General features: G+C 65.9%; 12 protein-coding genes and 1 CRISPR repeat array (1 of these 13 cut by a window edge). All 12 genes read right to left on the reverse strand.

The features are described from left to right. Positions 1-420: a CRISPR direct-repeat array (repeat unit 28 nt; unit sequence TTTCTGAGCTGCCTATGCGGCAGTGAAC); it begins 569 nt to the left of the window's first position. A gap of 129 nt (positions 421-549) precedes the next feature. Beyond that, positions 550-1,125, reverse strand: coding sequence for a type I-F CRISPR-associated endoribonuclease Cas6/Csy4 (cas6f, locus tag P7644_RS02855; protein WP_404301492.1), 576 nt, complete (start codon positions 1,123-1,125; stop codon positions 550-552). 13 nt (positions 1,126-1,138) lie between these two features. Further along, positions 1,139-2,164, reverse strand: coding sequence for a type I-F CRISPR-associated protein Csy3 (csy3, locus tag P7644_RS02860; protein ID WP_404301493.1), 1,026 nt, complete (start codon positions 2,162-2,164; stop codon positions 1,139-1,141). Between the two features lie 56 nt (positions 2,165-2,220). Then, entirely contained in the window at positions 2,221-3,306 is a 1,086-nt protein-coding gene (gene csy2 / locus P7644_RS02865; RefSeq protein WP_404301494.1) for a type I-F CRISPR-associated protein Csy2, read from the reverse strand. Further along, positions 3,303-4,670, reverse strand: a complete 1,368-nt coding sequence (gene csy1, locus P7644_RS02870; protein ID WP_404301495.1) for a type I-F CRISPR-associated protein Csy1 — start codon at positions 4,668-4,670, stop codon at positions 3,303-3,305. The genes csy2 and csy1 overlap by 4 nt, the downstream gene beginning before the upstream one ends. Positions 4,671-4,715: 45 nt before the next feature. After that, positions 4,716-8,231, reverse strand: a complete 3,516-nt coding sequence (gene cas3f / locus P7644_RS02875) for a type I-F CRISPR-associated helicase Cas3f (RefSeq protein WP_404301496.1) — start codon at positions 8,229-8,231, stop codon at positions 4,716-4,718. Continuing rightward, positions 8,228-9,232 carry a type I-F CRISPR-associated endonuclease Cas1f gene (cas1f, locus tag P7644_RS02880; RefSeq protein ID WP_404301497.1) on the reverse strand — a complete coding sequence of 335 codons (1,005 nt, stop codon included), beginning with the start codon at positions 9,230-9,232 and terminating at the stop codon, positions 8,228-8,230. The genes cas3f and cas1f overlap by 4 nt, the downstream gene beginning before the upstream one ends. 35 nt (positions 9,233-9,267) lie before the next feature. Further along, the gene (locus P7644_RS02885; RefSeq protein WP_404301498.1) at positions 9,268-10,428 is read right to left on the reverse strand and encodes a DSD1 family PLP-dependent enzyme; all 1,161 of its coding nucleotides are present in this window, start codon (positions 10,426-10,428) and stop codon (positions 9,268-9,270) included. Further along, positions 10,412-11,056 carry a histidine phosphatase family protein gene (locus tag P7644_RS02890; protein WP_404301499.1) on the reverse strand — a complete coding sequence of 215 codons (645 nt, stop codon included), beginning with the start codon at positions 11,054-11,056 and terminating at the stop codon, positions 10,412-10,414. The genes P7644_RS02885 and P7644_RS02890 overlap by 17 nt, the downstream gene beginning before the upstream one ends. A gap of 2 nt (positions 11,057-11,058) precedes the next feature. Then, positions 11,059-11,520 carry a DUF2501 domain-containing protein gene (locus P7644_RS02895; RefSeq protein ID WP_404301500.1) on the reverse strand — a complete coding sequence of 154 codons (462 nt, stop codon included), beginning with the start codon at positions 11,518-11,520 and terminating at the stop codon, positions 11,059-11,061. A gap of 96 nt (positions 11,521-11,616) precedes the next feature. Beyond that, entirely contained in the window at positions 11,617-12,264 is a 648-nt protein-coding gene (locus P7644_RS02900; RefSeq protein WP_404301501.1) for a DUF4136 domain-containing protein, read from the reverse strand. Between the two features lie 208 nt (positions 12,265-12,472). Further along, entirely contained in the window at positions 12,473-13,405 is a 933-nt protein-coding gene (gene ttcA / locus P7644_RS02905) for a tRNA 2-thiocytidine(32) synthetase TtcA (protein ID WP_404301502.1), read from the reverse strand. Positions 13,406-13,412: 7 nt separating this feature from the next. Next, positions 13,413-13,805, reverse strand: coding sequence for a dihydroneopterin aldolase (locus tag P7644_RS02910; protein ID WP_404301503.1), 393 nt, complete (start codon positions 13,803-13,805; stop codon positions 13,413-13,415). Positions 13,806-13,807: the final 2 nt, after the last annotated feature.

Raw genomic sequence — 13,807 nt, forward strand, 5'->3', positions numbered from 1 at the left:
TTTCACATTGCGATAAATTTAAATGTCTATTATTTCTGAGCTGCCTATGCGGCAGTGAACGCGAGGGGCTGGATTTCTCCCGCATCGTGGACTTTCTGAGCTGCCTATGCGGCAGTGAACCATGCCGTGGTGGACATCATCGACACCGGCCCTTTCTGAGCTGCCTATGCGGCAGTGAACCGCACCGGGGTGATCGGCGCGGGGGCGTTGGTTTTCTGAGCTGCCTATGCGGCAGTGAACCCGTTGCAGGCCGCCCGAGAGCTGGGGCGACTTTTCTGAGCTGCCTATGCGGCAGTGAACGAATCACATCGCGGATGGCGGCTTCTGCTATCTTTCTGAGCTGCCTATGCGGCAGTGAACACAGGCTTCAAGGGGACAAGGCGAGGACTGATTTTCTGAGCTGCCTATGCGGCAGTGAACTAGCAGTCGATTTCTGTAACCACCTGATTTTTAAAGAACATTCACCCTCCAAGCCGGAACACCCCAATTTCCGGGGTGTTCCGTAAGTACTTGATTGACAAGGCTCCGCAATGAACCTTGAAAAAAGGGTCAAAACCAGGGCACTGTCGCTTCATGCCCCAGGCCGTAGGCGTTAAAAGCTCCAGCGACTGGCTGCGCCTGTAATGGCCCGTGTTCTACGCACAGGCAAAACGGCTGGCCCGTGCTGCTGCTGTGCAGTTGCACAAACGGCAGGTCAGGTCGCCGTTCCACGCTGTCGGGGATGGCGGCTGCAGCCTGTTCGGCAGTTTCGCCTTTACGCACCATGCGGCGGCGGCGCAGGCGGTCCACATTGGTCTTGAATTGGCGCCGCCGCACCGTGCGGTGCTGCGCGTTGACAGGCACCGGCAGCAGTTCGCTCACTTGCGTGTGGTCGCGCATGCCTTTGAGCCAGTCTTGCCCCATCAGGCGCTGCAGCGCCTCGGGCGTGCCGTGCAGGCGCAGCACCGCGCCCAGGGTGCGCTTTGTTAGCGGCTGGCCGATGTGCTGTGGGTAGCTCACCCCAATGTCGGTGGTTTGCCCTTGCACCAGCGCCCGGTGCAGCTTGGCCACCAGCGCGCCCAGCAGGTGCGGTTGGCTGAACTCCGGGTCGGGCAGCAGAGTGATGTCGATGTAGTACGTGGTCATGGGGCCTCGCGGGTCAGCTGGCGTCGCCAAACACGCCACCACGGATCAGCACGGCCATCACAAAGTGCTGCTGCTCCGCGGGCGGCACCTGGTCTTTCAGCAGCCAGCTGTCCAGCAGGGTGTAAAAGTCCAGCTTCTGCTTGGGCTGGCGGTAGGCCTTGCCCTGGGTGGTGACCGAGCCATAGGGCTCCACAGCGATGGGGCCAAGTTCTTCTGCCCCTTCGTACCAAGTGTCGATGGTGCGGATGGCGTTGCCGATCTTTTGCGAGTGGATGGCGGCCACGCCGTTCACGTGATACAGCGTCTTGCTCTTACCCGCGCTGCCCTTGTCCAGAATCAACTCTTGAGATGGGAACACCTCCTGCCCTGCACCCTGACGCACAAAGGCCGTCACCCGCAGCAGCACATGCTGCGATCCAGCCAGCCCGGCGGCAATCGCCTGGCCCAGTTCTTCCAGGCCTTTTGCTTCGATATTAATAGCATTTACCGCACGAGTATTGAGCTCCAGAGCATCAAATGACCATGTTTTTGCGGCTTGGCCGTCCTGCATTTGCTCCACAGTCACTTCCACCTGCTCTGCCCCTGCGCGGTTGCGCCACAGGAAGCGGCCATTGGCCAGGTTGGCCGCGTAGCGCCGGGCCAGCTCGCCAAAGCCGTGCTGCTGCACATAGCCCTGCACGGTGGCCAGCAGCTTGGCCTGGTAGGCCGCGCTGTTGCAGGCTGATGGTGTGCCCGCACCGCCTAGCACGCGCAGCGTGAACTGCACCTTGAGCGTGTCGGCCTCGGCGGGCAGGGCGGCTACGTCTACGGTCTGCAGGTTGGGGTTCTCGATGGCAGCGTCCAGCTTGGCGGGGTCCTGGTCTTTGGCCTTGAGCCGGTTGCTGATGGTGCCGCGCACAGACTTCTCACGGATTGCTACGGACTGCCAGGCATGGGACCGTGCGCGGTCTTCCCAGCGGCCTGCATGGAATACCGCGTCGGACGGGTCCAGCTTGCGTTCAAAGGCCAGGACGGAAGCGGTGGTGAGTTTGTCGGTCATGGTGTCAATCTTTCAAAAATGGGGGAATTGAATGCGAAGGGGTCGGTAAGCGGGGCTCAGGTGTAGTCATAGGCCTCGGCGTCGTCCCATTCGTCCAGCGTGTCGGCAGGAGCAGCGGCCTCTGCGCTAGCGGCGTCCGCTTGCGTGGGCTGGTAGGTATTGCGGCAGCGGTACAAGCCCTTGGCCTCGTCGGCTTCGGCATGCCACAGCAACTGGCCCAGGTGCGTCAGGCGGTGCGGGCTGATCCATTCGCCCAGCGCATAGACCGACTCCACAAACCGCAGCGGCACCATGGCATCACGTGCATTGCGCACCGTGCCCGCCGCATGCGCCTGGGACGTGAGTGCGGCATAGCCCACAGGGATGGGCACCACCCAGCCGCTGCCTTTGGGCCGCCGTGGATCGGCCCATTGCACCTGCCCATCTGGCGCAGGGGTGCCGCTATCAGGCAGCACGGGTTCGTAGTTGAAGCGGGCCGCATGCAGCCATGCGTCCAGCAGCGTGGTATCGGGCTGGGTGGTGCGCAGGTCGTGCACCCTTTGGGCTAGCAGGTCGTCGCGCCCCACCAGGGCAAATCCAGGCAGCCATTGCCGCCGCCACTGGCGAAATTCTTTTTCTGCTGCCTTGGAGTCTTCGGGCACGATGGCCATCCAGGGCCGCACGCGCTTGCCCGGCACGGGGCGCGAGGGCAGCACGCTGCCCCCCGCCACACGCATGCCTGCCAGGATGTGGCCTGCCTGCGTGGCCCAGTCGTCCAGTTGCGCCTGGTTGCCCTGCACCAGCGCCGCTGGGGTGCCGGGCACGCGCTTTTCCGAAACGGCCAGCACCAGCGTGATCTGCAGGTGCATGCGGCCTTCTTCCACGATGGCTGCGGTGCTGCCGTCTTTGTCCACCGGGTTGCGCGTGAGGTTGAAGCTGCGCACATAGCCCTGCGTGACCTGCTCCTGGTGGTGATGGCACACCACGCCCACGCCGTGCAGCCGCAGCGGCACACCGGCCTGGGCCAGCTTGCGCTCCAGCGCCCACATCACGCCGGTAAAGGCGGTGATGGAGGGGAAGCCGTGCGTGAGCGGGCTGGCAATAGCGTTGGCGTTCTGGATGCGCAAGTGGGGCAGGACGAGAATGGCTTGGGGTTGCGTCATGGTGTGACCTCCGTAGCCGTGCGGTCCAACCGCTGGCGCAGTGCGCGCAATTGCTGTTGAAAGCCGTCCTCGTCAGTCAGCAGCTCTTTCTGCCATGCACGCGCTTCCGCGTCCCCCACCGGCAGCTTGCCGCGCAACTGCGCGTTGAGCCAGTTGGCAAAGCGTTGGCCCACTGCGGCAGGCCAATCCATCTGCAACCACTCGCGGGCAAATTCGGCTTCATCAGGGCGTTCGGCGCGCAGCGGGTCCAGCCACAGTTGTTCGGCGCGGTGCAGATCCGCAAAGCGCTCGTCATCCCGGCTCCACCCCGGCGGCAGGATCTGCTGCAACTCGGCGGCCAGCGAGACCAGCTCGTCCACCATCGTGTCCAGCAGCTCCTCGCGCCGCTCACGGGTGGCCAAGTTGGCGTCGGGGTCAGATTCCAAAAAAACCCGCAGTGTCCGTACGGCGCGGCGCACCTCGGGACGGGCGATGAACAGCTTGTCGAACACGGAGGCCGCATGCACCGGCAGCCGCACCGCGCTGGCCTGCCACTGCGGCGGCAGCGACGACAGCAGGTAGTTCATGCCCCGCCGCTCGCTGTTGAGCTGGCTGATGTTCTGCGGCTTGGTGCCGCCCATGTTCTGCACGGCCAGGCCGGGGTAGTCATGGAACACGCCACCATGCATCTTGCGCTCGCGCCGAGCCTGGCGGGCGGCCTTGTTGGCCTCGCCAAAGCGGTCTTCCTGCACCTGGGCGTGCACCGCATGGGCCAGCGACGTGGCGTACAGCGGGGCCAGTAGGGTGTAGTCGCCATCGTCACAGGCATCGCTGCCCGTCAGCCAATACAACTGCTTGGCCAGGGTATGGCTGCTGGGGCCTTCGGCGCGGGGCTGGGTCAGCGACACAAACGCATCGCGCAGCGCCTGGGCTTGTGCTGGATCGGCATGCAGAGCTGTTAATGCGTCAGCGTCCTGCGCCAACAAGGCGACGAGCAGGCTGCGCCCGTTCACTTCCAGCTTGAGCAGCTTGTACACATCCAGTGCAGCAGCGTTGCCCACCACATCGCCCACAAAGCGCTCGCCCAGCGCGTGGCTGCCCAACTCGGCCAGCGGGGGCAGGGTGCGGGGCTCCACATACAGGTTGGTGCCCCGCGCATCGGGGTGGATGGGTTTGAGGGAGTGGGTGACGGCCTGGATTTGCTGCACACGCCGTGCGGCATCTTCCAGCCATGGGGTGGGCTGATGTTGTGCAAGCAGCTCTGCGCGTTTTCCTTCCTCATCGGCTTTGAGCTTCTCCAGCTTGGCATTCAGTCGCTCTTGCAGGAATGCGTGGATTGCCTCTCGGTAGTTGCTGAAAGTGGGCGGTGCTTCATTCGGTGGCATGCCTTGGCCCTCCTGGTGGGTTATGTTTTCGATACCTCTCTGTCATCAAGACGCCTCCTTCTTGTTGAAACCTAGTTGTTCGTGCCACCGCCAGCCTGCCTGGCATTGCGGCAGGCTGGCGGTGGCATAGCGTTCTGCGCAGTGCTCCAGCGACAAGCCCTGCGCTTGCGCCAGCGCTGCCAATTCCTCCATCAAACTCACCTGCGGCCAGGGCGATACGCTGGGTGACGCCAGTTGTGCTGCGGACACCGGGTGGCACAGGCTTTGGTGGATGGGCACATAGAGCTTCTCGTAGCGCCGCTCCCCGTCTTGCACGCGGTGTAGCTGCAGGGTTTCTTCCTCCTCGTCCGGTAGCAGGGCCACGTCGTCGCGTTGCTGTGGTTCGTAGCGAAAGCGCTGGAACTGCGGCAGCAGGCCGGTGAGCCACAGGGATCGGGGCGTGTCCGGTTGTGGCTCGTGCCACTGCAGGCAGGCCGCATGGGTGGGCGTTGCGGTGCCTTGCGGTTTAGGCAGCAGGCTGTCGTGCATGCGGGCGTGCTCCAGGTCTGTCCAGCGGCGGCTGGGCACCAGCTTGTCGGCTGGCAGCGCAATGCGCGGTTGCGCATCCACCGGCCAGGCTGCGGCTTCGCCCACCTCTCGCGCCAGCAGGTCGTGCAAATGGTGGGACTTGAGCTGAAACGGCGCATGTGCTGTCTCAAACCCCGGCTTTTCGTACGCAGGCTTGCCGGGTTTTTTGTAATGCCGCAGATTGCTGTCCAGCACCGCCATGTTCACCCCGCCCACCACCCCTGCCCGGTGCCGCCGCACGCGCCCGGCCAGCTGGATGAGCGAGCGCATGGACGAGGGCTCCACCACGGCCCAGTCGTAGTCGTGGTCGCGGCCCACTTCGGTCACGGGGCTGCCCAGCACGATGAACAGGTGGTGGGGCTCGGTGTGGGCGTCGATGAGGGCACGCAGGGCGGGGCGGTGCAGCGCGGGGTCGTGGCCGTCTTTGGCGCCCCGGCGGTTGAGCAGGGTGTCCAGTTGCTGCTCGATGGCCGAGCGCAGCAGCAAGGGGAACTGCGAGTGGTACACACACAGATGAATGCGCACCGTGCCTTGCAGCGCGGGTGGCAGTGCATCAGCCGCGTATATGGCCAGTGCCACGTCGTACAGCGGCGCGATGTTGGCCATGCGGATGAGGCCCAGGCTCACGCGCTTTCCGCTGGCGTCCTGGCTGTGGTTGTGGGGCTGCTGGTGCAGTTGCCAGGCTTGCGCCAGCACCAGGCGGGCAAAGTCCTTGCGGCGCTCGGCTTCTTGCATGCCGTGCCAGGTGTCGGGCAGGGTGGCAATGTGGGCGATGCGGCGTACTTCGGCCTGCTTCAGCTTGGCGACGCGCTTGCGCACGTATTGGCTGTGTGCTTCGCGGAAGACAGCTCCGTCCGCGCAGTCTTGGGTGGCTTGGTGGAACTCGTCGATCCACAGGCAGCACACATTCACGCTCTCGCCGGGCCGCTCGCTGCGGTGGCGCTGGTACACGGCACGCCCGGCGTGGTAGGCCAGGAACAGCCCTTCCACCAGCGCAGGCGGCAGCGTGGCCGATGACAGCAGCACGCGGCTGCCCAGCAGGCCCGCCCAGTGCACCAGCCGCGTGAGCGCGGGCAGATCGGCCATGTCGAAGTCGTCGGGTTCGTCCAGTACCAGGTCGCTGGTCAGCAGGCGCAGCATGGGGGCGATCTGGCGGCCGCCGCGCAGGCTTTCGGTGGCGGGGGTGAGGTGGTCCACGGTGCACACCAGCAGCGGTGCGGCAATCAGCGCGCGGGCTTTGGCATCGTCCGTCAGGCGTTGCAGCAGCGGGTGCTGGTCGTTGCCCTCGTAGAGCACGGTGCCGACTTCATCCAGCAGCGCCTGGCTGGATGCGGAGCCGGTGGCCTCGGCCTGCTGCTCCCAGTATTCAAACAGCGCCCGGCTGGCCGCGCCGCCGACCTGGATGGCCAGTTGCTCGTCATTCAGTTGCAGGTCGTTCTGGAAGACCCGTCCTGTCTGCAACGTGAGAGTGCGCAAGCCCATGGCAAACGCACAGCGCATGCCCGTGGCCGGGTCGGCCAGCGCGTTCATCACCCGGGCGTTGCCCAGCGTCTTGCCGCAGCCGGTGGAGGCCATGTTGACGATGAAGGCGCCTTGCTGCGCTGCGCGGGCGCGCACGCTGGCAGCCAGATCGGCGGCCTTGTCTTGCCAGGCAAAGCGCGGGTCGGCGCTGCGCTTTTTGAGGGGCTTGTGGTTCTTGAGCGCGGGCAGGCTGTGCGTAAGGCTGGGCAGGGAGCGCGCCACCAGCGTGGCGTGGGCTTGCACGCCCAGCAGGTGCTCGTCCAGGGTTTGATTGAAAAGTGGGCTCTGGCGCTTTTCCATCAAGCGCAGGAAACTATCGTTTTGATAGTGAACGCTGCGTGTGTTGGCATACAGTGGGTAGGCTGCGTTGCGGTACGGAGCGCGCCGGGCTTCGTCGGTGATGCTGGAGTAGTGGTGGTCGGCCAGCATGAGGCACAGGCGCGCGACATGCATGGCAAACGGGTCGTGCAGCACCGACCGCTGGCTGTGCACCTGGGACAGCTCCAGGAGTTTGCGTGCGTAGCGGGCGGCCTGCTTGCGCCAGGCCGGGGTGGTGACTGGCAGCCCGTGCGGGAAGCGCCAGTGGGCTTGCACCGTGGCGTGGTCCGCGCGCTCGCGTGGCTCGTTCCAGTCGGCACTGATGCGCAGCAGCACATCGTCCAGAACGCCAGCGTTCAGGAAGCCAGGGCGCGCGCCAAAGCGGCGGTATGTGATCCTGCCCTCCTCTACGTCTGCGTCGTCACTGCCGTTGGGCTGCTCCACAGGCAGGCACGGAAGCCGGTGGTGGGTGAACACCAGCCACGCCAGGGCTTGCGCCAACGGCGCATGACTCAGCGCGGCGAAAGGAAGTGCGCTTTTCGCTCGCGGCTCATCCAACCCATCGCGCAGTAATCGCCGGTCCAACCACAGCGCTTCAAACGCCTGGGCATCCGTATCCGTCTCGGCGCAGGCGGCGAGCCGCTGCAGCCAGCCGGCATCGTCGTCCTGCCCGACAAACGCTTGGAACAGCCGCACCGACACCCATTCGTGCCGGTAGTGGTTGCGCTCGCGCAGGCCGGTTTTATTGAGCCTGTCCTGAAACGCCTGCGTGGCCTTTCCCAGGTCGTGCAGCAGGGCCGCCAAGGCGGCCAGTGCGCTTATCAGCGGCAGGTGGTGCCAGGCGTTTTCGTCACCGGCGCGCAGCACATTGCTGGCCGTGGTGTTGGTAGGCACGGCGCCCTGGTCGTTGAACTGGCTGGCGTCGCCCACCACCCACAGCAGCTCACTGTGATCCTTGGCCCGTATCCAGTGGCAGGCCACGGCGGTATTCTTGCGCGCGGTCTGGCGCAGCAGTTTGCGCACTGTGTCCAGCCCCGCCTGGGTGATGGGGGTTTGCCAGGTGCGCACGCCGCGCCGCTCGGCAAACTGGTCGAGGATGCGGCGGGTTTCTGCCAGCGCACGCTTGGTGCACTGGGCCACAAACAGTACGTTCATTCGCCGGGCTCCTGGGAAGGAGCCTGCGCCCCGGCCAGCTGTGCGGTGGTGGCGGCGATGAGCTTGAGCGTATCGATGATGAAATCGAGCGACTCACTGCGCGTGAGGGCCTCTATGCACTGACGGCGGAACTGCTGCTCATCGTCGCCGCGCATGGCCGACAGAAAGGCTTGCGGCAGGATGGCGGCATCCTTGACCAGATCGGCCGCGTCGAACACCAGCCCGCCGCGCCGTGTCTTGCCATGCAAAACCGCCAGGCCATGCGGCAGGCCCAGCACCCAGGTGGCCGTGGCGCCCAGGCCGTAGGCCAGGTAGTTGCCATGGTCGAGAAAGCGGTTGGCGGCGTCGGTGCCCGTGCCGCGCTTGGCGCGGGCAAACTCACCATAGCCTACGGCTTCGACGGCAAGCTTGAACAGGGCCTTGGTCAGCTGTGCTTCATTGGTCAGCAGCGCGGTCACATCGGGGGCAGTGGCAATGCGTGGCGTGAACTGTTGCACCAAAGTCTGCAAGCGTGCCAGATCCACGGTGAAACCCGCTTCACGCAAAGCACCTGCGTTCCACTCTGTCTGCAAGCGCTGCAGCCGCCAGGCCTGCAGTTGTTTGGCAGCATGCAGCCGCAGAGCGTCGTCAAACCAGAACTGCACCCAGGCCTGCAGATACTGGGTGGGCCGGTACTCGCTTTGCGGAGATAGCCAGGCCACCTCCACATCCACCTCATTGGCGGCAAACAGCGGTGTGCCGCCGCCCCCGCAAAAACCCACCAACACGCCCGCCTTGGCCAGCTCGCGCATGGCCGCCTGGGTGATGGAGGTACCGGTGCCCAGCAGGATGCTGGTGGTGTTAGCGATCGGGATATTCCAGTACAGGCTTTTCTTGCCTGCGTCGGTCACGTACTCGACGCGGCCGCCGTTGACGAGCAGGCGGCAGTGCTCCAGATAGTAGATGTTGGCCCGCTTGGAGTGCAGGATGGCTTTGAGGTCGCTGGCGTGGATGTCTTCCATTGGGGCGCAGTGTGCCCACATGCCTTGCTTGGTGCTTACGTCACCGCCCCACGCGCATCCACCCTGATGAGGCGCTCCACCACCCCATGCTCCAGTCCGCCGCGCACGCCTATCAGGTGATCGTGCAGGTTCACCGTGGGGTCGCAGTGGCCGGGGATGAGCCATAGCATGTCGCCCAGCGCGGGCAGCCGGGTCTCGGGGCCTTCGGCGTGCAGGATGCCGTGCTCGTCGCCGCCGTTGGCGTAGCGCAGCGCGCGTCCGGGCGGCAGGCCGTGCACCAGCGGCAGGCCGCTGTCGATGGCGTGGCTTTTGTGGCCGGCGTCGCAGACGGCGTGGTTGGCGCGCACCGAGATGACCTGGGTCTTGATGAGCAGCGCGTGCTCGAAGGCGGGCTGGGCCGCGTCGCGTTCGTTGGCGGCGTAGTCCGCGTCCATGAACAGGAAGGAGCCGGCCTGCAGCTCGCCATACACGCCGCTCGTGGCCTCGTGCACCATGGTGCCTGTGCCCGCGCCCGTGATCAGCGGCACGGGCAGGCCGGTGGCCTCGATTGATGCGCGCGTGGCGGAGGCCGCCTGTACCGCGTGGGCTATGGCGGCACGCCGCTCGGCCACGCTGCGCAGGTGCTGGGCGCTGCCCTGGTAGGCGTGCAGGCCGGCAAATTTCAGGCGCGGGTGGGCGGCGATGGCCAGCGCCAGGGCGACGGCCTCGGGGCCGGGCGCTGCGCCGCAGCGGCCCTGGCCCACGTCGATTTCGACGAGGACATCGATGCCCGCATCGCTGCCGGCGGCGCCCATGGCATCGGCCAGGCGGGTGATGCCCTCCAGGCTGTCCACGACCAGGCCCAAGCGACCGCCGCGTGCGGCCAGCTCGGCTGCCAGTTGCGCCACGCGCAGCAGCTTGTGCGGCGCGATGACCTCGTTGCTGATGAGCAGGTTGCGTACGCCGCCGGTGGCAAGGGCCTCGGCCTCGGAGGTTTTCTGCACGCAGTGGCCGCAGGCGCCGGCCTGTTCCAGCAGCAGGGCGATGGCGGCGCTCTTGTGCATCTTGGCGTGCGGGCGCCAGCGCATCTGGTGCCGGCGTGCGAAGTCGGCCATGCGGGCGATGTTGCGCTCCATGGCGTCCAGGTCGATGCAGGCGGCAGGGGTGTCTATGCACGCCACGCCCTGCCCGATGAGTGCATCAGGAGTGGATCTCATCGCGGCTGCTGTGCTCCAGGTGCTGCGTATCGGCCCAGCCCACCAGCGTCAGGCCGTTGTCGCCCGTCCACAGCAGGCGGTTGATGGCGGCGTTGGTCAGCTGCCAGGTGCGCGGCGCCTGCAGGTCCAGGCGCGTGGCCAGGCGGTAGAGCACGTCCATCACGCCGCCATGGGCCACCAGCACGATCTGCTGGCCGCGGTGGCGTGCGGCGATCTCGTCGACGGTGCAGGCGATGCGCTCGCGCAGCATGACGAGCGACTCGCCGCCGCCGTCGGGCACGAAGTGCGGGTCGCGCTTGCGCCAGCGCAGGGCCTGCTCGGGCGACTCGTCTTCGATCTGGCGGAAGGTGCGGCCCTGGAAGCTGCCGAAGCTGCGCTCGCGCAGGCCGCGCGCCGGGCTCAGGGGCGCGCCCGTGGTGCTGGACACGGCCTGGGCCGTGGCATAGGCGCGCTGCAGGTCGCTGCTGTAGATCGCGGCCACGGGCTCGTCGGCCAGGGCCTGGCCCAGCCGGCGCGCCTGCCACAGGCCGGTGTCGTTGAGCGGTATGTCCAGATGGCCCTGGATACGCGTGTCCACGTTCCAGGCGGTCTCGCCGTGGCGCACGGCGATGATGCGGGTGGCTTGCATGGTTAGAGTAGGGACTTGGCGTTGTCGAGCACGTAGTCGCAGGCCTTTTCCTTGAGGTCGCCCTTGACCTTGTCGAGGTTGAAGCTCTTGCCGCCCGAGCCCGTCACCATGCCCGACAGGCCGCTCAAGTAGCCTTCGTCCTTGGGCTCTTCCTTCTGGCCCAGGCCCATCTTGCCGAGCAGCTGGCTCTTGACCTGTGCTGCCTTGTCGGCGTTCAGGTAGTTGTTCTTCATGCAGTAGGTGATCACGCCGGCGGCGTTGCTGGGCGTGGCCGAGCCGGTCAGGCCCATGGCGGACAGGGCGGACATGTCGGCGCCGCCGCCCAGCGCGCCGCCCAGGGCCGACGCACCACCGCCCGTGCCCAGCTTGCCGCTCAGGGCGTCGCCCAGGCCGGCCGCCTGCGCGCTCAGGCCTAGACCGCACAGGCCGGCCAGCAATAGGGCCGAGAGGGGGAGGTTCTTCATGGTGATTCCTTCCAGCAGGGTGTTGTGCGCCCCGCAAGGGGGGGCAGAAAAACACCTTATCACGGCATGGCGCACGTGACTGTTCAGGTTTGCAAACTACCGGGTGGGCGCTGCCGCGGGCTGCGGCTGCGCCGTGGCGGGCAGCATTTCCGTGCGCACGGTGCGCTGGCCCCGCGGCGGCTGCGGAAAGCCGGTGAGCGCCTGATCGAACAGCACGCCGTAGATGGCAGGGTCGCGCGTCCATACGTCCTCGTACACGGCCGAGGTTTCATACACCACCTGTCCGCTGGCGGCGTCGCGCAGCATCAGGCTGACTTTGCGGTGGTAGAGCGTGGGCGGGGCGTCCATCATCCAGCTCGCGCTCATGCCCCAGCGCCCGCCGTAGCCCAGGCCCCAGCCCCAGCGGCCGTAGAACGGGTCGGGCCCGTAGTAGGGCCAGTTGCGCGGCGCGGCATAGCCGCCCTCGGCGCCCAGCAGTGCGATCAGGCGCGGCTGGGTGTCGTCGCGGCGCAGGCCGACGCGGGCCAGCGCGGCCTCGGCCTGCGCCTCGATGGCGGCATAGGCGGCCGCATGGGCCTGTTGCGAGGGCAGGCGCTCGAAGCGGTAGGTGGGCGGGCTGGGCAGCGCGGTGAGGCTGGAGTAGCTGCTGACATCGCTCTCCACCAGGCGCGGGCCGGCGCAGCCTGCCAGCAGTGCGGCCGCGGCGCACAGAATCAGGGCATGAACGTGGCGCATGGATGCCATGGCGGAGTCTCCTTGAAGCCTAGTGCAGTGTTCGACGCTATCTGGAACATAAAACCGCGTCTTTTCGGCCTGAGCGGCGTTGCAAATCCTCGCGATAGCTACGGTTATCGCTGTGGTTTGCGCCTTGCTCAGACCAAAAATCCATCGGTTTTATTTGTTCCATCAAGCATCAAACACTGCACTAGTGCCCGCAATGGTACGGCGTGGCTCAGCCGATCTGCACCACCTGCATGCCTGGCAGTGACGGCGCCATGGGGAATTCCTCATGGTCGAAGGCCGTGTCGCCGTCGGGGTCGGCAATGCCCGTGGCCCGGGCGTTCCTGAAGTCGTGCAGTCTGGGGTCCATCAGGTGCGTGGTGACGACATGGCCCATGGCGCGCAGCATGCTCTCGATGCGGCCGGGGAATTTCTTGTCCCACTCGCGCATCATTTCATTCACGGCGACGCGCTGCAGGCCGTCCTGGCTGCCGCACAGGTTGCAGGGAATGATGGGGAACTGCTGGTACTGCGCCCAGCGCGCCGTGTCCTTCTCGGGCACGTAGCACAGTGGGCGGATCACCACATGCTTGCCGTCGTCGCTGACCAGCTTCGGGGGCATGCCCTTCATGCGGCCGCCGTAGAACAGGTTCAGCAGCAGCGTGGCGACGATGTCGTCGCGGTGGTGGCCCAGGGCCAGCTTGGTGCACTTGAGTTCATCGGCCACCTTGTAGAGGATGGCGCGGCGCAGGCGGCTGCACAGGCTGCAGGTGGTCTTGCCCTCGGGCACGACGCGCTTGACGACGCTGTAGGTGTCCTGGTTCTCGATGTGGTATTCGATGCCTATGCTCTTGAAGTAGTCGGGCAGCACATGCTCGGGAAAGCCGGGCTGCTTCTGGTCCAGGTTCACGGCGACGATGTCGAACTTGACCGGGGCGCGCTTTTGCAGCTTGCGCAAGATGTCCAGCAGCGTGTAGCTGTCCTTGCCGCCGGACATGCAGACCATGATGCGGTCGCCCTCCTCGATCATGTTGAAGTCGGTGATGGCGCGGCCGACCTCGCGGCACAGGCGCTTTTCCAGCTTGACCTGCTCGCGCTCGATCTTGCGGTTGTCGGTGGCGGATTCTTCGACTGTCCAGTCGGGGGCATTCAAGGTTGCGTTCATGGGTTTGTTACCACTGTCCGGTTTCGACGCGAATGGCGACTTCGCAGTCATCAAAAATTTCCAGCTTGGCGATCTTCACGCGCACGCCCTGCACGCCGGGCAGCTGCAGCAGCCGCTGCGCCAGCTTGCCGATCAGGCTTTCCAGCAGGTTCACATGCTCGGCCGTGCACTCGTCGATGATGATCTGGCGCACCTTGCGGTAGTCCAGCACATGGCGGATGTCGTCGTCGCGTGGCGCCAGGGGCTGGGGGCCGAGGTTGAGCTCGGCGTCCACCTGGATCGGCTGCGGCGCGGCCTTCTCGTGGTCGAGGATGCCCAGGTTGGCGTCAAAGCGCAGGCCGGTGAGCGTGAGCGCCTGTTGGCCTTCGCCGGGTCGCGAATGATAAGAAGTTTCGGTCACGG

Source organism: Alicycliphilus denitrificans (assembly GCF_044792555.1).
Taxonomy (GTDB): Bacteria; Pseudomonadota; Gammaproteobacteria; order Burkholderiales; family Burkholderiaceae_C; genus Alicycliphilus; species Alicycliphilus denitrificans_A.

Bases quoted from the DNA above. Each gene is read 5' to 3' on its own strand.
- ttcA (WP_404301502.1), bottom strand. From the start codon at position 13,405: ATGAACGCAACCTTGAATGCCCCCGACTGGACAGTCGAAGAATCCGCC.
- csy1 (WP_404301495.1), bottom strand. From the start codon at position 4,670: ATGCCACCGAATGAAGCACCGCCCACTTTCAGCAACTACCGAGAGGCA.
- cas6f (WP_404301492.1), bottom strand. From the start codon at position 1,125: ATGACCACGTACTACATCGACATCACTCTGCTGCCCGACCCGGAGTTC.
- P7644_RS02900 (WP_404301501.1), bottom strand. From the start codon at position 12,264: ATGGCATCCATGCGCCACGTTCATGCCCTGATTCTGTGCGCCGCGGCC.
- P7644_RS02890 (WP_404301499.1), bottom strand. From the start codon at position 11,056: ATGCAAGCCACCCGCATCATCGCCGTGCGCCACGGCGAGACCGCCTGG.
- P7644_RS02885 (WP_404301498.1), bottom strand. From the start codon at position 10,428: ATGAGATCCACTCCTGATGCACTCATCGGGCAGGGCGTGGCGTGCATA.
- csy3 (WP_404301493.1), bottom strand. From the start codon at position 2,164: ATGACCGACAAACTCACCACCGCTTCCGTCCTGGCCTTTGAACGCAAG.
- cas3f (WP_404301496.1), bottom strand. From the start codon at position 8,231: ATGAACGTACTGTTTGTGGCCCAGTGCACCAAGCGTGCGCTGGCAGAA.
- P7644_RS02895 (WP_404301500.1), bottom strand. From the start codon at position 11,520: ATGAAGAACCTCCCCCTCTCGGCCCTATTGCTGGCCGGCCTGTGCGGT.
- cas1f (WP_404301497.1), bottom strand. From the start codon at position 9,232: ATGGAAGACATCCACGCCAGCGACCTCAAAGCCATCCTGCACTCCAAG.
- csy2 (WP_404301494.1), bottom strand. From the start codon at position 3,306: ATGACGCAACCCCAAGCCATTCTCGTCCTGCCCCACTTGCGCATCCAG.